The following is a 21,915-nucleotide window of genomic DNA, read 5'->3' as shown; positions in this document are numbered from 1 at the left end:
CGTGCACCGACGAAGGGGGTGAGGGCGACGGATCCGGAAGAGGCGCCCACCCCGGACGCCGGTCGCGGCGCGGTCGACGCCGCCACCCGGGGCCTCGACGCGGTCCTGGGCCGCGAGGTCGCGATGGTGACGCTGCCCCCGGTGCACGGCGAGGACCTCGTCGTGCGCACCGAGCAGGTCCGCCGCCTCGCGGGTCTGCACCACGGCCACCTCGTCGAGGTGTTCGACGTCGACGGCCTCGCCGAGGGCACCGAGAGCACCCTGGTGCTCCAGAGCGTCGAGGGCCGTCCCCTCGACCCGGCGTCCGACCGCTCGCGCTGGGCCCCGATCACCGTCGCCGAGGTGGGCGCCCAGCTCGCCTCCGGGCTCGCGCACGCCCACGCCCGCGGGGTGGTGCACGGCCGGATCGGGCTCGCGAGCGTGGTGCTCGGCGGCACCGTCGGCGCCCCGCACGCCTGGCTCACCGGCTTCACCGCGGCGCTGCGTCCCGCGCCGCCCCTCGATCCCGGGGCCGGCGCGACGCCGCCCCACCCGGCCGACGACGTCGCCGCCCTCGGCCGCACCCTCGGCGCCGTCCTCGACCCGGCCGCGCCCGCGGCGCCGGCCCTCGAGCACGCGCTCGGCGACATGGCCGCCGGGAAGATCGCCGCCCGCACCGCCGCCGAGACCCTCGCCCGCGTCGCCGAGGCGCTGCGCCACGTCGACGACGACGAGACCGGCATCGTCCCGCTCCTGGTGGCGTCGCCGGCCGTGGCCCCCGTCGTGACCGGGGCACCCGTCGCCTCACCGCAGGTCCCCGCGCCGCGGGACCCGCAGCGCGTCCCCGCGCGGTTCGGCCGCCGGGCACGTCTGGCCGGGCGCGGCGTCCAGCTCGCGGCCCTCGGCGGTGCCGCGCTGACGGTCGCCGCGGCGTCCGGGCTCTTCCTCTGGGCCGCCGAGGACCCGGGGAGGCCGCGCGAGGCCGGGGTGTCCGACCTGACGACGCCGACACGGCCCGTCGCGCCGCCGGTCGCGGTCGCCCCGCCGGGGTCGTCGGGCCCGGACGGCTCGGGGTCGTCGGGGTCGTCGGGGTCGTCCGGGTCGTCCGGGTCGTCCGGGTCGTCCGGGTCGTCCGGGTCGTCCGAGTCGTCCGAGGCGTCCACCTCGCAGGACGACGACGGCGAGGACAGCTCCGTGCGCGAGACCTCGTCGTCCAGCCCCGACCCCAGCCCCATCACCAGCGACGTCACGACGCTGCCGGCCCCGCCCGTCGTCCCGCCGGTGGTGCCCCCGACCGTGCCGCCTACGGTGCCCCCGACGGTGCCGCCGACGATGACCTCCACCACGGATCCGACCACCGGGCCGACCACGGGCCCGACCAGCACCACCACGACGCCGGTCGAGCCCCGCGCCGCGGGCACCCCCGCCACCCTCGCCGCGCCCTGATCCCCAGCCCTGAGCGCAGGCACACCGGTTCGGGGGCACACTGGTTCGAGGGCACACTTGGCCACAGGGCCACCCCGTGGCCCCGTGTCCCCGAGCAGCGAGGGAGCTCCCCAGCCCCATGGGTGCCGCACCGCAGCGGAACCGCACCCCCGAGGACCCGACTCCCGACGACGCCGCCACGTCCGCCGCCTCGTCCGCAGCGAAACCCTCGCTGCCCTGGGAGGTCTGGGCCCTGCTGGCGGGCAGCTTCCTGGTCGCGGCCGGGTACGGCATCGTCGCGCCGGCCCTGCCGGTGTTCGCGCAGAGTTTCGGGGTGGGCGTCACCGCGGCGTCGGCGGTGGTCAGCGCCCTGCCGGTGATGCGGCTGGTCTTCGCGCCGGTGTCGGGGCGCCTCGTGGCCCGCACCGGCGAGCGCACGATGTACCTCACGGGCCTGCTCGTCGTCGCCGCGTCGACCGGCGCCTGCGCGCTGGCCACCAGCTACACCCAGCTCCTGATCTTCCGGGGTCTCGGCGGCATCGGGTCGACGATGTTCACGGTCTCGGCGTTCTCGCTGATGTTCCGGCTCGCCCCCGACGGTCGCCGCGGGCAGGCGAGCGGGCTGTTCACCGGCGCGTTCCTGCTCGGCGGGGTCACCGGCCCCGCGTTCGGGGGCGTGCTGGTCACCGTCGACCTGCGCGCGCCCTTCATCGTCTACGCGCTGGCCCTGGTGCTCGCGACGATCGTCGTCGGCACGCTGCTGGCCCGCTCCACGCACGTCGGCGCGCGGCCCCGCGACCCCGACGCGACCCCGCTGACGATCAGCGCGGCGCTGCGCAGGCCGACCTACCGCGCGGCGCTCGTCTCGAGCCTCGCCACCGGCTGGGCCGTGCAGGGCGTGCGCGTCGGCCTGCTCCCGCTCTTCGTGGCCGTCGCACTGGGGCGCGAGCCGCTGTGGGCCGGGATCGCGCTCACGGTGTTCGCGGTGGGCGACGGGCTGGTCCTGCTCGCCACCAGCGGCCTGTCCGACCGCCGGGGCCGGCGCCCCGTGGTGATCGCCGGGCTCGCGCTCGTGGCCGTGGGCACCGCCTCGCTCGCCCTGGCCACGCTGCCGGGCACCGCGGGGCTCGTCGTGCTGCTCGCGGCCTCGGCCGTCGCGGGCGCCGGGGCCGGCCTGCTCCAGCCCGCGCAGGGCGCCGCCGTCGCCGACATCGTCGGGTCACGGCGCTCGGGGGGCCCCGCGCTCTCGGGGTTCCAGATGGCCGCCGACGTCGGGTCGATCGTCGGACCGGTCGCGGCCGGCGCGCTGGCGGAGAACGCGTCGTTCGGCGGGGCCTTCGTGCTCAGCGCCTCGATCGCCCTCGTCGCCCTCGTCGTGTGGGCCCGGGTGCCCTCGGGGAGTGGGCCTGCGGGTGATGCGTCGGCCGATGCGGGGGGTGATCCGGCGGGCGATCCGGCCGGCGGTTCGTCGGGGGAGGACGCGGGCACCCGCCGCGCATGACCCGCCGCGCCGGGGACGTGCCGGACGGCGTCCCAGATGGTGTGCCCGATGGTGTGCCAGATGGTGTGACCGACACCCACGCCCCCGGGATCGACGCCGCCCTCGAGGGCGTCGATCCGACGGCGCCGCTCTGGGTGTTCGGCGACCAGCTCGGCCCCGCGGTGCACGGGCTGCCCCAGCACGCCGAGCGCGAGGTCGTCCTCGTCGAGTCGTCGGCCGTGCTGCGCCGGCGGCGCTACCACCGCCAGAAGCTGCACCTGCTGCTCTCGGGCATGCGCCACCTCGACGACGAGCTCGGCGACCGGTCCACGTACCACCGCACGACGACCTACCGTGAGGCGCTGGAGAAGGTCGGCCGTCCGGTGGTGGTGCACCAGCCGACGTCGCACACCGCCGTCGAGTTCGTCGAGGGCCTGCGCGCGGAGGGGCTGGTCGAGGCGGTGCTCCCGCCCACGACGTTCGCGCGGCCCCGCGCGGAGTTCGAGTCGTGGGCCGGTGACGACTCGTCGTTCACGATGGAGAACTTCTACCGCAACCAGCGGCGGCGCTTCGACGTGCTCATGGAGGGTGAGTCGCCGGTCGGGGGGAAGTGGAACCTCGACCACGACAACCGGGAGTCGCCGCCGAAGGGTGCGCAGACCCTGGGGGTGACCGACCCCTGGTGGCCCACCGAGGACGGGATCGACGCGCAGGTGCGCGACGACCTCGACGGGATGGACCTGCCGACCGTCGGGGCCGACGGACCGCGGCTGTTCGCGGTGACCCCCGACGAGGCCCGCACGGCCCTGCGTCACTTCGTCGAGCACCGGCTCGACACGTTCGGGCCCTACGAGGACGCGATCCTCTCCGGCGACCCGTGGATGGCGCACTCGCTGCTCTCGGTGCCCCAGAACCTCGGCGTGCTGCACCCCCTCGAGGCCGTGCACGCCGCCGAGCAGGCGTACCGCGACGGCGAGGCTCGCCTGAACTCCGTCGAGGGGTTCGTGCGCCAGATCCTCGGGTGGCGGGAGTACATCTGGCACCTGTACTGGCACTTCGGCAAGGGCTACTCGACGCGCAACGAGATGGACCACCGGACGCCGCTGCCGACGTGGTGGACCGAGCTCGACGGCGACGCCGTCAGCGCGGCGTGCCTCTCGGAGACCCTCAAGGGCGTGCGCGACCGCGGCTGGGTGCACCACATCCCGCGGCTCATGGTGCTGGGCAACCACGCCCTGCAGCGCGAGTACCGGCCGGGCGCCCTGTCCGAGTGGTTCACGACGTCGTTCGTCGACGGCTTCGCGTGGGTGATGCCGCCCAACGTCGTCGGCATGAGCCAGCACGCCGACGGCGGGAAGCTGGCCACGAAGCCCTACTCCTCGGGCGGCGCCTACATCAACAAGATGAGCGACCACTGCGGCGACTGCGTCTTCGACCCCAAGGTGCGGGTGGGGGAGAAGGCCTGCCCGTTCACCGCCGGCTACTGGCAGTTCGTGCACCGCCACCAGGACCTGCTGCGCGCCAACCAGCGCACCGCCCGGTCGGTGGCGACCATGGACCGGCTCAAGGACCTCGAGGCCGTCCTCGAGCAGGAGCAGCACCGCGACCGCTTCTAGGGAGATCGGCGCCGACCCCCCGGCGTCGGGCGACGTCCACCGGCGTGTAACGTTCCCTCGCGTTGGGGCTGTGGCGCAGCTGGTAGCGCATCACACTGGCAGTGTGAGGGTCAGGGGTTCGAGTCCCCTCAGCTCCACCCACGCCGATCACCGGCACACATCAGCAGCAGGACCGAGGGCCGTCGCCGCAGGGCGACGGCCCTTTCTCGTGCGTCGTGCCCGGGGTCGTTCGCGCCCGCGGGCGATCGGGTATGGCCAGGGCTCCGCCGGATCGTGTCGAGCCCGAGCCGTCCGCGCACCGATCGCCGCAGCGACCCCGGGATGCCCGCCTCCCCGCTGCGCGCCGTTGCCCGAGGAGGACGCGTGACGACCTCGATCGCCCACCAGGACACCGCCGACATGGGCGGGCCGCTGAGCATCCTGACCCTGCAGCGCCGCGACCACGAGCGGCTGGACCGGCTGATGGACCGTGCCCGCCGGACGCTCGCCGCCGGCGGCGTCGAGCACGAGGTGGCCCTGCGCGCCCTCGCCCGGCTCGTGTTCACCCACGCCTTCGCCGAGGAGGCGGTGCTCTTCCCCGCCGCGCGCCGGGTCCTGCCCGAGGGCGATCCGCTGAGCCTGCACATCGAGCAGGAGCACCAGGAGGTGGACGAGCTCGTCAGCCGGCTGGACCGCTCGAGCCCGTCCGACCCCGAGCACGCCGAGCTGATGGAGCGGACGTTCGCCGCCCTCGACGAGGACGTGCGCAGCGAGGAGGACGACCTGCTCCCGCGCCTGCAGCAGGAGCTCGGCCCGTGGCAGCTGCGAGCGCTCGGGCTGCAGTGGGGCCTCCTGCGCCTGACGTCGCCCACGCGGCCGCACCCCGTCGTGTCGCGGCGCCCGCCGGGCCAGGTCCTCTCCGCGCTGCCGCTGACGGTCCTCGACCGGGCCCGCGACCGGCTCCAGCAGGTGGGGGAGGCCCTCGGCGGACGCGCGGACGGCGTCCTGACGGCGGTCGACGACGCGCTGGCCGGCGCATCGGGCGTCGTCGAGCGACTGCCGGTGATCCGCACCGGCGAGCGACCCGAGACCGACCGGGGCACGGCCCCGGACCGCGCACGGGCCTGACCCCGGCCCGCGTCGTGGCTGGTCTACGACCGATCGTCGTTGAAGGGCTCACCCGGCGAGCCACGGGGCCGTACGGCGGTTACGATCCTTGACGTCCGCACGAGCGGCCGGACGGCCGCCGGGGTGGAGGAGACCCATCGTGAGCAGGAGGCCCTCGTGACCGCCGTCGCACCCAAGCCGATCGCGACCACGCCGTACCCGGCGCGGGAGTCGAAGCGCGGGTCGTTCGTCGGGCGGATGCTCAAGACGACGGACCCCAAGGACATCGCGATCCTGTACCTGGTCACGTCGTTCGGGTTCTTCCTGATCGGCGGGCTCATGGCGCTGCTGATGCGCGCCGAGCTGGCGCAGCCGGGCCTGCAGTTCCTGTCGGTGGACCAGTACAACCAGCTGTTCACCATGCACGGCACGATCATGCTGCTGCTGTACGCGACGCCGATCCTCTTCGGCTTCGCCAACTACATCGTGCCGCTGCAGATCGGCGCCCCGGACGTCGCGTTCCCGCGCCTCAACGCCTTCTCGTACTGGCTGTTCCTCTTCGGCGGGATCATCGTCGTCTCCGGGTTCTTCACCCCGGACGGCGCCGCCGCGTTCGGCTGGTTCGCCTACACCCCGCTGTCCGACGTCGTGCACTCGCCGGGTCTCGGCGCCGACGTCTGGATCGTCGGCCTGGTCGTCTCCGGTCTCGGCACCATCCTCGGTGGCGTCAACTTCGTGACGACGATCGTCTGCATGCGCGCCCCGGGCATGACCATGTTCCGGATGCCGATCTTCACCTGGAACATCCTCGTGACGGTCGTGCTGGTGCTGCTCGCCTTCCCGATCCTCACCGCCGCGCTGCTCGGCCTGGCCGCCGACCGCCACCTCGGCGCGCAGCTCTTCGCGCCCGAGGCCGGCGGCGTGATCCTCTGGCAGCACCTGTTCTGGTTCTTCGGGCACCCCGAGGTCTACATCGTGGCGCTGCCGTTCTTCGGCATCGTCACCGAGATCTTCCCGGTGTTCAGCCGCAAGCCGATCTTCGGCTACAAGACGCTGATCTACGCGACGCTGTCGATCGCCGCGCTGTCGGTGGCCGTCTGGGCGCACCACATGTACGCCACCGGCGCCGTGCTGCTGCCGTTCTTCTCGTTCACCACGTTCCTCATCGCCGTGCCGACCGGCATCAAGTTCTTCAACTGGATCGGCACGATGTGGAAGGGGCAGCTGACCTTCGAGACGCCGATGCTGTTCTCGATCGGCTTCCTCGTGACGTTCCTCTTCGGCGGCCTCACCGGCGTCCTGCTGGCCAGCCCGCCGCTGGACTTCCACGTCTCGGACTCGTACTTCGTCGTGGCGCACTTCCACTACGTGCTCTTCGGCACGATCGTGTTCGCCACCTACGCCGGCATCTACTTCTGGTTCCCGAAGATGACCGGCCGGATGATGGACGAGCGCATCGGCAAGGTGCACTTCTGGCTGACGTTCATCGGCTTCCACATGACGTTCCTGGTGCAGCACTGGCTGGGCAACGAGGGCATGCCGCGCCGGTACGCCGACTACGCGGCCACCGACGGGTTCACCGTGCTCAACACCATCTCCACGATCGGGGCGTTCATCCTCGGGGCCTCCACGCTGCCGTTCCTGTGGAACGCGTTCCACAGCTACCGCTACGGACGCCCGGTGGAGGTCGACGACCCCTGGGGCCACGGCAACTCCCTGGAGTGGGCGACGTCGTGCCCGCCGCCGCGGCACAACTTCACCGAGCTGCCCCGCATCCGCTCGGAGCGCCCGGCGTTCGAGCTGCACTACCCGCACCTCACCGAACGCATCCGGCTCGAGGCGCACATCGGTGGTCGCGAGAGCATCGGTGAGGCGGCGGCCGGGCAGACCGGCCAGGAGCACATCCCCGGCAGCGACCCCCGGAACAAGTGACCCGGGCGCTTCCCGACGACCAGTCCGGCGACGACTTCCCGGAGTCCCCGGTCGTGCTCGCACCGCAGGGCGAGGCCGGGCCCGACCCGGTGCCGGTCCTCGTGACCGTCACCGGGCCGGACTTCCCGGGGGTCAACGCCGCCCTGTTCGCGGTACTGGCCGAGCACGAGGCCGCCATGCTCGACGTCCAGCAGGCGACGATCCACCGACGCATCACGCTGAGCGCGCTGGTCACGCTGCCCGGGGATCCGGCGCGGCTGCAGTCGGCGCTCGATCTGACGATGCCGTCGCTGGGGCTGTCGGTGACGGTCGAGACGGGCGGCGACGCGTCGTCGGTGCACCCGTTCTCGTCCCACGTCGTGCTGGTGCTCGGGCGCCCGATCACCGCGGCGAACTTCGCGGAGGTCGCCCGCGGCCTCGCGGCCCTGCGCGTGAACATCGACCGCGTGCGGCGCATCGCCGACTACCCGGTCACCGGGCTCGAGCTACGGGTGTCGCTGCCCGTCAACGACCCGCCCAGCGACACGGCGCTGCGCCAGGCCCTCGCCGCGGCGGCCCGGCGGGCCAAGTGCGACGTCGCGGTGCAGCGGGTCGGGCTCGCCCAGCGGGCGAAGCGCCTCATCGTGTTCGACGTCGACTCGACCCTGATCCAGGGCGAGGTCATCGAGATGCTCGCCGCCCGGGCCGGGTGCGAGGACGAGGTCCGCGCGATCACCGAGGCGGCGATGCGCGGTGAGATCGAGTTCGCGGAGTCCCTCCACAAGCGCGTGCAGACGCTCGCGGGCCTGCCGGAGAGCGCGCTCGCCGACGTCGCCGCCGAGCTGGAGCTCACGCCCGGTGCGCGGACGACGGTGCGCACCCTCAAGCGCCTCGGGTACCGCTGCGGCGTGGTGTCCGGCGGCTTCACCGCGATCATCGACCGTCTCGTCGAGGAGCTCGGGCTCGACTTCGCCGCGGCGAACGAGCTCGAGGTGATCGACGGACGCATCACCGGCCGGGTGATCGGCGAGGTGATCGACCGCGCGGGCAAGGCGACGGCCCTCGAGCGCTTCGCGCAGGAGGCCGGCGTGCCGATCGAGCAGACCGTGGCGGTCGGCGACGGCGCCAACGACCTCGACATGCTGGCGGCGGCCGGCCTCGGCGTGGCGTTCAACGCCAAGCCGGTGGTGGCCGCGGCCGCCGACACCGCGCTGTCCTACCCGTACCTGGACGCGGTCCTGTTCATCCTGGGCGTCACCCGCGACGAGATCGAGTTCGCCGACGCCGCCGAGGGTCTGCTGCGCCGGGTGCCTCTGTGACGTCGGTGGCGCTGACCCCGGCGCTCGCCCCGCTGGCGGCGCGGGTGTGCCCCTGGCTCGTCGACACCCCTGCTCCCGAGCAGGACGAGCCCGAGGACGGTGTCGTCCGCGCGATGACGCTGATCCTGCGCCTCGAGCGCGAGGCGCCGACGCGGACGGCGGTGCTCGAGGCGGCGGCCGCCGCCTCGCTCGCGCTGTGCCTCGACGAGCGCGCCGGGCCCGGCGGGCCGTGGTTCGACGCCGTCACCGCGTGGGCAGGCGCCGGGCGCATCCGCAAGCTCTCCCGGCGCGCCCGCACGTCGCACTGGCGGGCGGTCCAGGAGATCGACGGCGTGACGGTGGGTGAGCTGGTGCGCGCGCTGGTCCCCGGACCGGTCGACGACGTGCCCCACGAGGTCCGCAGGCTCCAGATCGGCGGCACCGACCTCCCGCCCGACGAGCCCGGCCGGCCACCCGCCGGGGTGCCGGTGATCTGGCTGAGCCCCGAGGTCGAGCAGACCGTCGGCAAGGCCGCCGCCCAGGTCGGGCACGCGAGCATGATCCTCGCGACGGTGCTCGCGGCCGAGGGCTCCGACCCCGCCCGGGCGCTCGATGCGGCGGTGCGCCCGGCCTCGCGGGAGGACTGGGCGCGCTGGACCGAGGCGCTCGCCGCCGACCGCGACGGCCGCACGGCGTGGGAGGAGCACGGCGTGGCGCCGGTGCGCGACGCCGGGTTCACCGAGGTCGCGCCGGGCACGGTGACGTGCGTGGCGGCCCGGTGACCCGGGTCGTCGTCGCGGGCTCCCGGGTGCGCAGCGAGCGCTCCGAGATCGAGACCCGCCCGCTGGTCGACGCGCTCGCCGCCCGGGGTGTCGACGCCACCGACGCGTCGTGGGACGACGACGCCGTCGACTGGGCCGGTGCCGACCTCGTCGTCGTGCGCACCACCTGGGACTACACCGAGCGCCGCGACGACTTCCTCGCCTGGGCGGGTGGCGTCGAGGCCACGACCGGGCTGGTCAACCCGCTCGCCGTGCTCACCTGGAACAGCCACAAGCGCTACCTCACCGAGCTCGCCGACGCCGGGGTGCCGGTGGTGCCGACGACCCTGCTCGACGCCGGCTCGGCGGTGCCCGACGACCTCGGGGCCGGCGCCCTCGTCGTCAAGCCCGCCGTCTCCGCGGGCGGTCGCGGCACGCACCTGGGGACCGCGCCGGACCTGCACGACACCGTCGCCGAGCTGCTCGCCGGCGGCGACGTGCTCGTCCAACCGGCCGTCGAGAGCATTGGGCGCGACGGCGAGGTGTCGCTGATCCGGATCGGGGCGACGTGGTCGCACGCGGTGCGCAAGCTCCCGGCCGCCGGCGGCTTCCTCGTGCACGAGAAGCACGGCGGCGTGCTCGAGGACCACACCCCGACGAGCCGCGAGGTCGAGGTCGCCGAGGCCGCCCTGGCGTGCGCGCCGGGGGCCCCGGACGCCCTCGTCGCCGCCCGCGTCGACCTCGTGCGCCTCGACGGCGAGCCGGTGGTGATGGAGCTCGAGCTCATCGAGCCGGAGCTGTTCCTCCGCCGCGCCCCGGGCGCCCCGGACCGCCTCGCGGAGGCCCTCCTCGCCGCACTGTGAGTGCAAGCCCTGCGTCCACGCTTGCATTCAGCGCCAGGAAAGCCGCTTCGATCACTCGCCGCACTCAGGCGCCCCGCAGCCGCTCCAGGGCTCCCCGCACGACCGCCGGGTCCTGCGTGCTCCAGAACGGTGGCAACGAGCCGCGCAGGAAGCCCCCGTACTGCTTCGTCGCCACGCGCGAGTCGAGCAGCGCGACCACGCCGCGGTCGCCGGTCCCGCGCAGCAGCCGCCCCGCGCCCTGGGCGAGCAGCAGCGCGGCGTGGGTGGCCGAGACGGTGAGGAAGCCGTTGCCACCCCGGGCGTCCACCGCTCGCTGGCGCGCGGAGACCAGCGGGTCGTCGGGCCGGGGGAACGGGATGCGGTCGATCATGACGAGCTGGAGCGACTCACCCGGTACGTCGACGCCCTGCCACAGCGACAGCGTCCCGAACAGCACGCTCTCCACGTCGGCGGCGAACTTCGTCACGAGCGTGCCCGTCGCGTCGTCGCCCTGGCAGAGCACGGTGCCGTCCCAGCGGGTGCGCAGGTCCTCGGCGGCCTGCTTCGCGGCGCGCATCGACGAGAACAGCCCCAGCGCCCGGCCGCCCGCGGCGCGCACGAGGGCCTCGATCTCGTCGAGGCACGCCGGCGACAGCCCGTCGCGACCCGGCGGCGGCAGGTGCCGCGCCACGTAGAGGATGCCGGCCTTGCCGTGCGCGAACGGCGAGCCGACGTCGAGCCCGTGCCAGACGAGGTTGGTCGCGGGGTCGTTGCCGTGCCCCGACCCGTCGTCGGGGATCGGTTCCTGGATCTTCGCCGGCCCCCCGGCCGGGAGACCCCACTGCCGCGCCAGGGCGTCGAACGAGCCCCCGAGTGCGAGCGTCGCCGACGTCAGCACCACCGTCGAGCGCCCGAACAGCCGGCTCGCGAGCAGCCCCGCCACCGAGAGCGGCGCGACGTGCAGCGCGCGCGTCCGCGTGGAGTTGCGCTCGGTCTCGGAGCACCACACGACGTCGGGGCGTGTCGCGGGGTCCTCGCGGTCGAACGCGGTGAGCAGGCGCCCCGCGACGTCGTGCACCTCCTCGACCAGCGCCAGCGCGAACTTCCGCGCTGTGGCGTCGTCGTCCCGGCCGCCCTTCTCCCGGTCGGGACCGAGCGCCTGGCGGCACGACCAGGACGCGTCACGGATCCCCGTCAGCATCCGCCCGACGCCCTCGGGCAGCCGCTCCCAACGTCCCGGGACGACCTCGGCGAGCACGGTGTCGAGTCCCTCGCCCGCGTCGAGCAGCGCGTCGGACAACGCCTGGTCGACGAGCTTCCCGCAGCGGCGGGCCGCGGCGCTCACGGCGGCCGCGGTGAGCTCGCCGGTGGCCACCGACGTCACGCGGTCGACGAGGTTGTGCGCCTCGTCGACGACGACCACGTCGTGGTCGGGGAGCACCGCGCGTCCCTCGATGGCGTCGATCGCGAGCATCGCGTGGTTGGTGACGACGACGTCCGCGCTGCCGGCGGCGCGGCGCGCGTGCTCGGAGAAGCAGTCCTCGGCGACGGGGCAGCGCGAGGCGCCGAGGCACTCGCGGGCGGACACCGACACCTGGCGCCACGCGCGGTCGGGGACGCCGGGGACCAGCTCGTCGCGGTCGCCGGTGGTCGTCTGCTCGGCCCACTCGTGCAGCCGGGTGACCTGGCGGCCCAGCGCGGAGACCTGGAACGGGTCGAACAGCTGCTCGTCGCCGGGATCGTCCGCAGCGGCCTGGGCCCCGCTCTCGATCTTGTGCTTGCAGAGGTAGTTGGCCCGGCCCTTGAGGATCGCGAACGTCGGCTCGCGCCCGAGCACCGGCTGGAGGGCCTTGGTCAGGCGGGGGAGGTCGCGGTCGACGAGCTGGGTCTGCAGGGCGATCGTCGCCGTCGACACAACGACCGCCTGCTCGGACTCGAGCGCGTGCCGGATCGCGGGCACGAGGTAGGCCAGGGACTTCCCCGTGCCCGTCCCGGCCTGCACCGCCAGGTGCTCGCCCGTGCGCAGTGACCGTTCCACCGCGCCCGCCATCTGCTGCTGGCCCTCGCGCTCGCTGCCGCCCAGGGCCGACACCGCTGCGGCGAGCAGCTCGGCCACCGGGGGCGGGCCCGTCGCCGTGCTCGTCTGCCCCACGACGGTTCAGACTACGAGCCGGGCCGATCGGTTCCCTCGGGACGCACCGAATCCACGGACCCGGCTCCCACAGCAGCCGGTCGTGGGCGGTCAGCGCGGCGTCCCGGTGAGCGCGACGCCGGCGCCGGCCATCTCCTCCTGCGCGCGGGCGGTGGTGCGTGGCAGGACGCCGGCGGTGAGGTCGAGGCGCACGGTGGTCGCGAAGCCCGCGCGCACCGCGTCGAGCGCCGTCGCCCGCACGCAGTGGTCGGTGGCGATCCCGACGACCTCGACGGCGTCGACGCCCCGGGCGCGCAGCCACGGCGCCAGCGGCTGCCCGTCGGTGGCGCGGCCCTCGAACGCCGAGTAGGCCGCCACGAACTGGCCCTTCGAGAAGACCTCCTCGAGGCGGTGGACGTCGAGGTCGGGGTGGAACGCCGCGCCCGCGTGCCCGACGCGGCAGTGCGGCGGCCAGGTGTCGACGAAGTCGGGTGTCGACGAGAAGTGATCGCCCGGGTCCTCGTGGTAGTCGCGGCTGGCGACGACGTGCGCGAACCCGCGGCCCTCGGTCGCGAGGAACCGGCTGATCGCGGCGGCGGTCGCGGCCCCGCCGTCGACGCCCATCGAGCCGCCCTCACAGAAGTCCAGCTGCACGTCCACCACGATCAGCGCGGTCGTCATGAGCCCGAGCGTAGGCGCGCGCCGTCGGTGATCGACGCGGCTTTCCTGGCGTTGAACGCCAGCGTGGACGCAGGGCTTGCATTCAGGGAATGAACGTCGTCGGGATCGCCGGCTCGCCGCGGGAGAGCTTGAGCCCCTCCCACGGGACGGCGACCAGGCCGCGGCGCAGGTGCTCACGAGATTCGTCGAGGGTCGGCTGGTCGCCCGTCGGCTCGCCCTTGACCAGCAGCGGGACGGGGACGACGCGGTCGTGCTCGCCGCGCTCGACGTCGGCGTCGAGGCGGTGCACGACCTCCTCGACGGCCGTGCCGGTCGGCTTGTGGCGGCGCAGCGCCGACTTCGCCCCGCCGCGCGACTCCTTCGACGAGCTGCGCTTGGCGACGGGCCGGCCCTCGACCTCGACGAGCTTGTAGACCATGCCGGCGGCGGGCGCCCCGGAGCCGGTGACCACCGAGGTGCCGACCCCGTAGGCGTCGACGGGCTCGGCGCGCAGGGCGGCGATCGAGTGCTCGTCGAGGTCGCCGGAGATGACGACGCGGGTGCGGGTCGCCCCGAGCTCGTCGAGCTGGTCGCGAGCGCTCTGGGCGAGCACACCGATGTCCCCGGAGTCGATGCGGACCGCGCCGAGCCCGGTGCCCGCGACCTCGATGGCGGTCGCGATGCCCTGGGTGATGTCGTAGGTGTCGACGAGCAGCGTGGTGCCGACGCCCAGTGCCTCGACCTGCGCGCGGAACGCGTCCGCCTCCGTGTCGTGCAGCAGCGTGAACGCGTGCGCGCTCGTGCCCGTCGTCGGCACCCCCCAGCGGCGGTGGGCCTCGAGGTTCGAGGTGGCGGCGAAGCCGGCGAGGTAGGCCGCCCGCGCCGACGCGACCGCCGCCTCCTCGTGGGTGCGGCGGGAGCCCATCTCGATCAGCGGGCGGTTGTTCGCGGCCGTGGTCATGCGCGCGGCGGCCGAGGCCACGGCGCAGTCGTGGTTGAGCACCGAGAGCACGAAGGTCTCGAGCAGCACGCACTCGGCGAAGGTCCCGGTCACCGAGAGCACCGGCGAGCCCGGGAAGTACAGCTCGCCCTCCTGATAGCCGGTGATGTCGCCACCGAAGCGGTGTCCCGACAGGAACTCCGCGGTCCGGTCGTTGACGGAGCCGGCGCTGTGCAGGACCGCGAGCTCGGCGTCGTCGAACGTGAACCGCGCCAGCCCGTCCAGCAGCCGCGGGATCCCGGCCACGACCCCGTAGCGGCGGCCGTGGGGCAGGCTCCGCGCGAACACCTCGAACGTGCACCGCCGCTGCGCGGTGCCGTCGGTGAGGGCGGCGTCGAGCATCGTGAGCTCGTACTGGTCGGTCAGGAGCGCGGTACTGGGCCCCGGGAACGTCACGGGGTCAGGGTAGGCGGGAGCGGCCGGTCCCCGTGCGGCCCGGGCGTCCGGGGTGTCACGATGGACGCATGTCTCCGGCCCCCGGTGCGGCAGCTCCGCCGCGCGTCGTGCCGCCCGACGTCCGTCTGTCCGCCCCGGCCGAGCCGGAGGTCGACGAGCGGACCGAGGAGGCCGCCGACGAGGCCACCCTCGCCGACACCCCCTGGCAGACCATCGTCTGGAACGACCCCGTCAACCTCATGTCGTACGTCACCTACGTGCTCCAGAAGCTCTTCGGCTACGACAAGGCCAAGGCCACCGCGCTGATGCTCGACGTGCACCACAAGGGGCGCGCCACCGTGTCGTCGGGCAGCCGCGAGAAGGTCGAGGGCGACGTGTCCCGCCTCCACGCGGCGGGCCTCTGGGCGACCATGCAGCGGGCGAGCTAGCGCAGGTGAAGGCCTGGAGACGGCAGGGCCGTGGTGACCGCGTGCGCTACGTCGCGGTGCTCGAGCGGCCCGAGGCGTCGGTGCTGCGGGGGCTCATGGGCCAGATCGAGCAGATGCTCACCGGCCGCGGCGCCGAGGCGCCCGACGACGAGCTCGCCTCCCTCACCGGCATCCGCACCGGCCCGTCCACCCCGCCCGAGGACCCGGTGCTCGCGCGCCTGCTGCCCGACTTCGCCTCGTCGGACGAGAAGGACGCCGACGACCTCTCGTCGGCGCTGCGCTCGATGCGCGAGCCCGAGCTGATCGAGGCCAAGCGGGCGGCCATCGCGACGGTGCTCGCCACCTGCCCGGCCGGGGGCGGGCGGGTGGAGCTGGCGCCGTCACAGGCCGAGGAGTGGCTGGCGGCGATCAACGACGTGCGACTCGCGCTGGGCGTCGCGCTCGAGGTGACCGAGGACATGCCCGAGCAGCTGCCCGCCGACGACCCGCGCGCCGACCACCTGCCCGTGTACCACTGGCTGACCTGGTTGCAGGACTCGTTGGTGATGACGCTGACGGGCTGAGGTCCGACGCGGTCCAGCGGTCTTCCGTAGACTGGAGGCGTGCTGGTGATCCGGGCCGACCTCGTCGAGCAGATGGTCGCGCACGCCCGCCGGGACCACCCGGACGAGGCCTGCGGCATCCTCGCGGGCCCCGACGACGGCTCCGACCGGCCCGAGCGCTTCGTGCCGATGGAGAACGCCGAGCGGTCGCCCACCTTCTACCGCTTCGACTCGATGGAGCAGCTGAAGGTCTACAAGGCGATGGACGCGAACGACGAGATCCCCGTCGTCGTCTACCACTCGCACACCGCCACCGAGCCGTACCCGTCGCGCACCGACATCTCGCTGGCGCAGGAGCCGTTCGCGCACTACGTGCTCGTCGGCACCCGCGATCCCGAGGAGCACGAGCTGCGCTCGTACCGGATCGTCGACGGCGAGGTCACCGAGGAGGAGGTGCAGGTGGTGGAGAACTACATGTTCAGCCACACCGGCGCGTCCGACGTCCCCGACCAGGTCGACCCGGCGCGTCCCTGACAAGCGTCGCCGCAGGTCCTCCGCGGGTATCCCGTCACCATCCATCGGACCGCGGAATGTCGCGACGCCGTGCGACGCTGTCCCCACCACGCTGTCTCACCACCAGTCCACCCCGATCCGGAGGGAACCCGTGTCCGCCACCGTCTCGATCCCGACCATCCTGCGCACCCACACCGGGGGCGAGAAGCAGGTCAAGGCCGAGGGCACCACCCTGCAGGAGGTCATCACCGACCTCGAGGCCAACCACCCCGGCATCAAGGACCGGCTGGTGACCGACGGCGCGCTGCACCGGTTCGTCAACGTCTACGTCAACGACGAGGACGTGCGCTTCACCGGGGGCCTCGACGCGCAGGTCCCCGATGGCGGCACCGTGACGATCCTTCCCGCGGTGGCGGGCGGCTCGCGCTAGGAGCGCTCTGAGGAGACGACGATGGCCCGGTACGAGTCCCTGATCCACGCCCTGGGGGAGACGCCCCTGGTGGGGTTGCCGTCCTTCTCCCCGGCGCCGCACGTACGGCTCTGGGCCAAGCTGGAGGACCGCAACCCGACGGGTTCGATCAAGGACCGGCCGGCGCTGCGGATGATCGAGCAGGCCGAGGCCGACGGTCGGCTGACCCCGGGGTGCACCCTCCTGGAGCCGACCTCCGGCAACACCGGCATCTCGCTCGCGATGGCGGCCAAGCTCAAGGGTTACGAGCTGGTCTGCGTCATGCCCGAGAACACCTCGGCCGAGCGGCGCCAGCTCCTCGAGATGTACGGCGCCAAGATCATCTTCTCGCCGGCGGCCGGGGGGTCGAACCAGGCCGTCGCGACGGCCAAGGAGATCGCCGCCCAGCACGAGGACTGGGTGATGCTCTACCAGTACGGCAACCCGGCCAACGCGCTGGCGCACTACGAGGGCACCGGGCCCGAGGTCCTGCGCGACATGCCGACGATCACGCACTTCGTCGCGGGCCTCGGCACCACCGGCACGCTCGTCGGCACCGGTCGGTATCTGCGCGAGCACAAGCCGGACTGCCAGATCATCGCCGCCGAGCCCCGTTACGGCGAGCTGGTCTACGGGCTGCGCAACATCGCCGAGGGCTTCGTGCCCGAGCTCTACGACCCCGACGTGCTCACCGGGCGGTACTCGGTCGGCGCCTTCGACGCGCTGCGCCGCACCCGCCAGCTCGTCGAGCAGGAGGGAATCTTCGCGGGCATCTCGACCGGCGGAATCCTCCACGCCGCCCTCGCCCAGGCCGAGAAGGCCGCGGGGGGCGACGACGACGCCGACATCGTCATGGTGGTCTGCGACGGCGGGTGGAAGTACCTGTCCACCGGTGCCTACTCCGGCACGCTCGAGGAGGCCGCCGAGGCGCTCGAGGGCCAGCTCTGGGCCTAGCGTCGTCGCGCGCCGCCGGCGCGACGTCCAGTGGTCGCCACCCCGGCATTGTTCAGGGGCTCGACCCCACGCGGATCCGGCGCCCCCGGTCGTAGTGTCGGGGCGTGACCAGCCCGTCCGGTGTCCCGGCGAGACCCGCGCCCCGCATCTGGCCCGCTCAGCCGCTGCGCGCGGCGGTGACGATCACCGCATTCGTCGCGCTCCTGTGGGTGCTCGAGATCCTCGACCGCACGGTGTTCGTCGCGATCGACCCGCCGCAGGGTCTCGACGACGACGGCATCATCCCGCGCAGCGTCGAGGGCCTCGGCGGCATCCTGTGGGCGCCGTTCCTGCACGGCGGCTTCGAGCACCTCGCGAGCAACACCGTCCCGCTGCTGGTGTTCGGGTTCCTCGTCCTCGCCGGCGGGCTCGGCCAGTTCCTCGCCGTCACCGCGGTGATCTGGGTGGTCAGCGGCGTCGGCACCTGGCTCATCGGCAGCCCGGGCTCGACGATCGGCGCCTCGGGCATCATCTTCGGCTGGTTCGCGTTCCTGCTGGTCCGCGGCTTCTTCGCGCGGTCGGTGGGGCAGATCGTGCTCGCCGTCGTCCTGTTCCTGATCTACGGGTCGCTGCTGCTCGGTGTGCTGCCGAGCAACCCCGGCATCTCGTGGCAGGCGCACCTGTGCGGAGCGATCGGCGGGATCATCGCGGCGCGGTTCACCGTCGCGGCCGACCGGCGCCGGCCGGGGCCGACCGGGACGCCCGCGGTGTCGTGACGGCCGGGTGTCCGTGTTCGTTCCGTGACCCGGGTACTGCTCGCGGGCCTGTGCGTTCGGAGAGGTCAGGCCCGTAGGGTGCGCTCGTGGAACTGACCGTCCTGGGGTGCTCCGGCAGCGGCGCCGGCCCGCACTCCGCGGCCTCGAGCTACCTCGTCCGCGCGGGCGACACGTCCGTCGTCCTCGATCTCGGCAACGGTGCGTTCGGTGTGCTCCAGCGGCACATCGATCCGTTCGACATCGACGCGGTCGTCCTGTCCCACCTGCATCCCGACCACTGCGCGGACATCTCCGGGCTGATCGTCCACCGGCGCTACCACCCGGACGGCCCCGGCAAGATCGTGCCGTTGCACGGTCCGACCGAGTCCGAGGTGCGCCTGGCCGTCGCCTACGCGCCGTCGTCGGACGAGCGCGTCGCGACCGACCTCACCGACGTCTTCGTCCACCGCCCCTTCGCGCTCGGGCCGGCCGCCATCGGGCCGATCGCGCTGACGAGCGCCCCCGTCGACCACCCGTGCGAGGCCTACGGCACCCGGTTCGAGCACGAGGGCCGGACGCTCGTCTACTCCGGCGACACCGGGCCGTGCGCCGAGCTCGTCGCTCTCGCCCGCGACGCGGACGTGCTGCTGTGCGAGTCGACGTGGAGCGACGGGCCGGAGCGGCCGCGGGGGGTGCACCTGTCGGGCAAGCAGGCCGGGCGCACCGCGCGCCAGGCCGGCGTCAAGCGCCTGCTGCTCACCCACGTCCCGTCCTGGGCCGATGGGCAGGCCCTGCTCGCCGAGGCCAAGGAGGAGTACCCGGGCCCGGTCGAGCTCGTCGTGCCCGACGGGCGTTACGAGATCTAGGACGAGATCCGGCTAGACCCGGGCCGGCTCCGGCGTCCCCGCCCGCTCCGGGGCCGGGATGAGCAGCGCGACCAGCGCCGCGATCGCCACCACGACGGCCGCGACGGTGAACGCGGCCGTCGTGCCCGACGTCGAGGCGACGGCCGCGGGCGCGCCCTCGGCGGTCAGCGTGGCCGTGTGCGCGGCCGCCAGCGTCGAGAGCACCGAGAGGCCCACGGCGCCACCGATCTGGCGCGAGGTGGTGACGAGCCCGCTGACCAGGCCCGCGAGGCCGCCGTCGACGCCGCTCGTCGCCGCCGTCGTCACCGCGGGGAAGACGATGCCCATGCCGAGCGACACCGCGATGCCCGGCCCGAGGATCCCGGCCGCCCAGCTCGTGGTGGGCGTCAGCAGCGAGAACCAGGCGAAGCCCGCGGCGGTCAGCGTCGCCCCCGCGACGATCATCGCCCGGGCGCCGAGCCGGGACACCAGCCGCGAGGAGATCTGCGAGCCGACCACCACCGAGGCGGACTGCGGCAGGAACGCCAGGCCCGCGGTCAGCGCGTCGAACCCCAGGACGCCCTGCATGTGCAGCGAGACGAAGAACCACATCGAGAACATCGCCGACGTGATCAGCAGGATGACGACGTTGGCGGTGCTCACCGCCCGGATGCGGAACACCCAGAGCGGCACCAGCGGATGGCGGCTGCGGCGCTGCACCACCACGAACGCCGTGAGCAGCACGACCGCGCCCGCCACGCTCCCCAGGACGCGCGCCGAGGTCCACGGCGAGGACTCCAGCGACACCACCCCGAAGACCAGGGCGACCAGGCCCCCCGTGACCAGGACGGCGCCGGCGACGTCGAGCCCCGGCCGCTGTTCGGCGCGCGTCTCCCGCACCACGGCGAGGGTCAGCAGCGCGGTCAGGACGACGACGGGCACGTTGACCAGGAAGATCCAGCGCCAGCTCAGCAGGCCGACGAGCACGCCGCCGGCCAGCCCGCCCGCGGCGCCGCCGACGCCGCCCATCGCCGACCACCAGCCGAACGCCTTGGCGCGCGCCGCGCCCTCGGCGTACGTCGTCTGCAGGATGACCAGCGACGCGGGGGAGAGCACCGCCCCGCCCAGGCCCTGGGCCGCGCGGGCGGCGAGCAGCAGCGCCGGGTCGTTCGCGAGCCCGCCGACGAGGCTGGCGAAGCCGAAGATCCCGAGCCCGACGAGGAACATGCGGCGTCGCCCGAAGTAGTCCGCCGCCCGGCCGCCCAGCAGCAGGAACCCCGCGAACGCCAGCGTGTAGGCGTTGACGACCCAGGCCAGCCCCTCGGCGTCGAACCCGAGCGCGGTGCGCATCGCGGGCAGCGCGACGTTCACCACCGAGACGTCGAGCACGACCATGAACTGGGCGAGGCAGCTCGCGATCAGCACGAGCCCGGTCCGGCCGTCGGTACGCACGACCGTCGAAGTTAGCCCGACGAACCGTCGCGTGCCGGGTGGCTCCTAGGGTGGTCGCTCGTGGCACGCAGCGATGGCAGGGCGGACGACGAGCTCCGCGAGATCAGCATCCGGCGCGGGTTCCAGCAGCACCCCGCGGGATCGGTGCTCGTCTCGTTCGGGCAGACGACGGTGCTGTGCGCGGCGAGCGTCACCGAGGGCGTCCCGCGCTGGCGTCAGGGCAGCGGACTCGGCTGGCTCACCGCCGAGTACGCGATGCTCCCGTCGGCGACGCACACCCGCAGCGACCGGGAGTCGGTGAAGGGCCGCGTCGGCGGGCGCACGCACGAGATCAGCCGACTGGTCGGCCGATCGCTGCGCGCGGCGATCGACCTGCGCGCGCTCGGCGAGAACACCATCCAGCTCGACTGCGACGTCCTGCAGGCCGACGGCGGCACCCGGACCGCAGCGATCACCGGCGCCTACGTCGCCCTCGCCGACGCCGTGACCTGGCTGCGCGCCCACAAGCGCCTCGCCGACCCGCAGCCGCTCTCGTGCTCGATCGCCGCGGTCTCCGTGGGCGTCGTCGACGGGCGCGTGCGCCTCGACCTGCCCTACGAGGAGGACTCGCGGGCCGAGGTCGACATGAACGTCGTGGCCACCGACACCGGCACCCTCGTCGAGGTCCAGGGCACCGGCGAGGGCGCCACCTACACCCGCGCCACGCTCGACGCGATGCTCGACTCGGCGCTCGCCGGCTGCGCGCGACTCACCGAGCTCCAGATCGCCGCGCTCGCCGCGCCCTACCCGGGGGAGCTGCCGTGAAGATCCTGCTGGCCACCCGCAACGACGCCAAGCTCGCGGAGCTGCGCCGGCTCGTCGACGCCCAGGGGATCGAGGGCTTGGAGATCAGGGGGCTGGACGACGTCCCCGAGTTCCCCGAAGCCCCCGAGACCGGCGCGACGTTCGAGGAGAACGCGCTGGCCAAGGCCCGTGACGCCGCCGCGGCGACGGGGCTCGTGGCCGTCGCCGACGACTCCGGGCTCGCCGTGGACGCGCTGAACGGGATGCCCGGGGTGCTTTCGGCCCGCTGGTCGGGCCGCAGGGGCTCGCGGACCGAGCGCGACGCCGCGAACCTGGCGCTCGTCCTCGACCAGATGGCCGACGTCCCCGAGGACCGGCGTGGCGCCGCGTTCGTCTGCGCCGCGGCCGCCGCCCACCCCGACGGGCGCGAGGTCGTCGTCGTCGAACGCTGGCCCGGCACCCTGATCCGCCTGGCGCGGGGCACGAACGGCTTCGGCTACGACCCGGCGTTCGTGCCCGAGGGCGAGTCGCGCACCTCGGCGGAGATGGCGCCGGAGGAGAAGGACGCGGTCTCCCACCGCTCCCAGGCCCTGCGGGCGCTGCTCCCTCGGCTGTCGGAGCTGGGCTAGCA

At 73.9% G+C, this 21,915-nt stretch carries 21 protein-coding genes and 1 tRNA gene; 18 read left to right on the top strand and 4 right to left on the bottom strand.

Going from position 1 to position 21,915, the window contains the following annotated elements; all coding sequences use genetic code 11:
- Positions 1-18: 18 nt before the first annotated feature.
- The 9 genes from PH191_RS06350 to PH191_RS06310 all read left to right on the top strand — a co-directional run bounded on the left by PH191_RS06350 (position 19) and on the right by PH191_RS06310 (position 10,419).
- Positions 19-1,425: a protein kinase family protein gene (locus PH191_RS06350; RefSeq protein WP_274193790.1), complete on the top strand. Its 1,407-nt coding sequence runs from the start codon at positions 19-21 to the stop codon at positions 1,423-1,425.
- 118 nt (positions 1,426-1,543) lie between these two features.
- Entirely contained in the window at positions 1,544-2,905 is a 1,362-nt protein-coding gene (locus PH191_RS06345; protein WP_274193789.1) for an MFS transporter, read from the top strand.
- A 65-nt stretch (positions 2,906-2,970) separates the two neighbouring features.
- Positions 2,971-4,500: a cryptochrome/photolyase family protein gene (locus PH191_RS06340; RefSeq protein WP_337994044.1), complete on the top strand. Its 1,530-nt coding sequence runs from the start codon at positions 2,971-2,973 to the stop codon at positions 4,498-4,500.
- Positions 4,501-4,564: 64 nt separating this feature from the next.
- Positions 4,565-4,637: transfer RNA gene (locus PH191_RS06335), tRNA-Ala, on the top strand.
- A 226-nt stretch (positions 4,638-4,863) separates the two neighbouring features.
- Positions 4,864-5,607, top strand: a complete 744-nt coding sequence (locus PH191_RS06330; protein ID WP_274193787.1) for a hemerythrin domain-containing protein — start codon at positions 4,864-4,866, stop codon at positions 5,605-5,607.
- 156 nt (positions 5,608-5,763) lie between these two features.
- Positions 5,764-7,518, top strand: a complete 1,755-nt coding sequence (gene ctaD, locus PH191_RS06325; protein ID WP_274193786.1) for an aa3-type cytochrome oxidase subunit I — start codon at positions 5,764-5,766, stop codon at positions 7,516-7,518.
- Positions 7,519-7,571: 53 nt separating this feature from the next.
- On the top strand, positions 7,572-8,816 hold the full coding sequence (gene serB / locus PH191_RS06320) for a phosphoserine phosphatase SerB (RefSeq protein WP_420791784.1): 1,245 nt from the start codon (positions 7,572-7,574) through the stop codon (positions 8,814-8,816).
- Positions 8,813-9,577 carry an aminoacyl-tRNA hydrolase gene (locus tag PH191_RS06315; RefSeq protein WP_274193785.1) on the top strand — a complete coding sequence of 255 codons (765 nt, stop codon included), beginning with the start codon at positions 8,813-8,815 and terminating at the stop codon, positions 9,575-9,577. Before serB ends, PH191_RS06315 begins: the two co-directional genes overlap by 4 nt.
- Complete coding sequence (locus PH191_RS06310; RefSeq protein WP_274193784.1) at positions 9,574-10,419, top strand: ATP-grasp domain-containing protein; 846 nt, start codon at positions 9,574-9,576, stop codon at positions 10,417-10,419. Before PH191_RS06315 ends, PH191_RS06310 begins: the two co-directional genes overlap by 4 nt.
- Positions 10,420-10,483: 64 nt before the next feature.
- On the opposite strand, the gene PH191_RS06305 is transcribed toward PH191_RS06310, so the two are convergent.
- The 3 genes from PH191_RS06305 to PH191_RS06295 all read right to left on the bottom strand — a co-directional run bounded on the left by PH191_RS06305 (position 10,484) and on the right by PH191_RS06295 (position 14,531).
- Entirely contained in the window at positions 10,484-12,550 is a 2,067-nt protein-coding gene (locus PH191_RS06305) for an ATP-dependent DNA helicase (protein WP_274193783.1), read from the bottom strand.
- A gap of 90 nt (positions 12,551-12,640) precedes the next feature.
- Positions 12,641-13,210, bottom strand: coding sequence for an isochorismatase family protein (locus tag PH191_RS06300; protein ID WP_274193782.1), 570 nt, complete (start codon positions 13,208-13,210; stop codon positions 12,641-12,643).
- A gap of 82 nt (positions 13,211-13,292) precedes the next feature.
- Positions 13,293-14,531 (bottom strand): nicotinate phosphoribosyltransferase, encoded by a 1,239-nt coding sequence (locus PH191_RS06295; protein ID WP_420791783.1) that lies wholly within the window; start codon positions 14,529-14,531, stop codon positions 13,293-13,295.
- Between the two features lie 179 nt (positions 14,532-14,710).
- Between PH191_RS06295 and clpS the strand changes: the two genes are divergently transcribed.
- The 7 genes from clpS to PH191_RS06260 all read left to right on the top strand — a co-directional run bounded on the left by clpS (position 14,711) and on the right by PH191_RS06260 (position 19,070).
- Positions 14,711-15,013 (top strand): ATP-dependent Clp protease adapter ClpS, encoded by a 303-nt coding sequence (gene clpS, locus PH191_RS06290; RefSeq protein ID WP_420791782.1) that lies wholly within the window; start codon positions 14,711-14,713, stop codon positions 15,011-15,013.
- A gap of 5 nt (positions 15,014-15,018) precedes the next feature.
- Positions 15,019-15,576 (top strand): DUF2017 domain-containing protein, encoded by a 558-nt coding sequence (locus PH191_RS06285; protein WP_274193779.1) that lies wholly within the window; start codon positions 15,019-15,021, stop codon positions 15,574-15,576.
- 39 nt (positions 15,577-15,615) lie between these two features.
- Positions 15,616-16,089, top strand: coding sequence for a M67 family metallopeptidase (locus PH191_RS06280; RefSeq protein ID WP_274193778.1), 474 nt, complete (start codon positions 15,616-15,618; stop codon positions 16,087-16,089).
- Between the two features lie 130 nt (positions 16,090-16,219).
- Positions 16,220-16,498 (top strand): MoaD/ThiS family protein, encoded by a 279-nt coding sequence (locus tag PH191_RS06275; RefSeq protein ID WP_274193777.1) that lies wholly within the window; start codon positions 16,220-16,222, stop codon positions 16,496-16,498.
- Positions 16,499-16,519: 21 nt separating this feature from the next.
- On the top strand, positions 16,520-17,470 hold the full coding sequence (locus tag PH191_RS06270) for a PLP-dependent cysteine synthase family protein (protein WP_274193776.1): 951 nt from the start codon (positions 16,520-16,522) through the stop codon (positions 17,468-17,470).
- Positions 17,471-17,574: 104 nt separating this feature from the next.
- The gene (locus tag PH191_RS06265; protein WP_274193775.1) at positions 17,575-18,225 is read left to right on the top strand and encodes a rhomboid family intramembrane serine protease; all 651 of its coding nucleotides are present in this window, start codon (positions 17,575-17,577) and stop codon (positions 18,223-18,225) included.
- An 86-nt stretch (positions 18,226-18,311) separates the two neighbouring features.
- Positions 18,312-19,070 (top strand): MBL fold metallo-hydrolase, encoded by a 759-nt coding sequence (locus PH191_RS06260; RefSeq protein WP_274193774.1) that lies wholly within the window; start codon positions 18,312-18,314, stop codon positions 19,068-19,070.
- A 12-nt stretch (positions 19,071-19,082) separates the two neighbouring features.
- Here PH191_RS06260 and PH191_RS06255 read toward each other — a convergent pair whose 3' ends face one another.
- Complete coding sequence (locus PH191_RS06255) at positions 19,083-20,501, bottom strand: DHA2 family efflux MFS transporter permease subunit (protein ID WP_274193773.1); 1,419 nt, start codon at positions 20,499-20,501, stop codon at positions 19,083-19,085.
- Positions 20,502-20,561: 60 nt separating this feature from the next.
- Here PH191_RS06255 and rph point away from each other — a divergent pair, with 60 nt between their 5' ends.
- Both rph and rdgB read left to right on the top strand, forming a co-directional pair.
- Positions 20,562-21,305: a ribonuclease PH gene (gene rph, locus PH191_RS06250; RefSeq protein WP_274193772.1), complete on the top strand. Its 744-nt coding sequence runs from the start codon at positions 20,562-20,564 to the stop codon at positions 21,303-21,305.
- Positions 21,302-21,913, top strand: coding sequence for an RdgB/HAM1 family non-canonical purine NTP pyrophosphatase (rdgB, locus tag PH191_RS06245; RefSeq protein ID WP_274193771.1), 612 nt, complete (start codon positions 21,302-21,304; stop codon positions 21,911-21,913). The genes rph and rdgB overlap by 4 nt, the downstream gene beginning before the upstream one ends.
- The last annotated feature ends 2 nt before the right edge of the window (positions 21,914-21,915 follow it).

It is taken from the genome of Actinomycetospora callitridis, from assembly GCF_028737265.1.
GTDB classification, from domain to species: domain Bacteria; phylum Actinomycetota; class Actinomycetes; order Mycobacteriales; family Pseudonocardiaceae; genus Actinomycetospora; species Actinomycetospora callitridis.
This window is presented reverse-complemented; position numbering and strand designations above follow the sequence as displayed.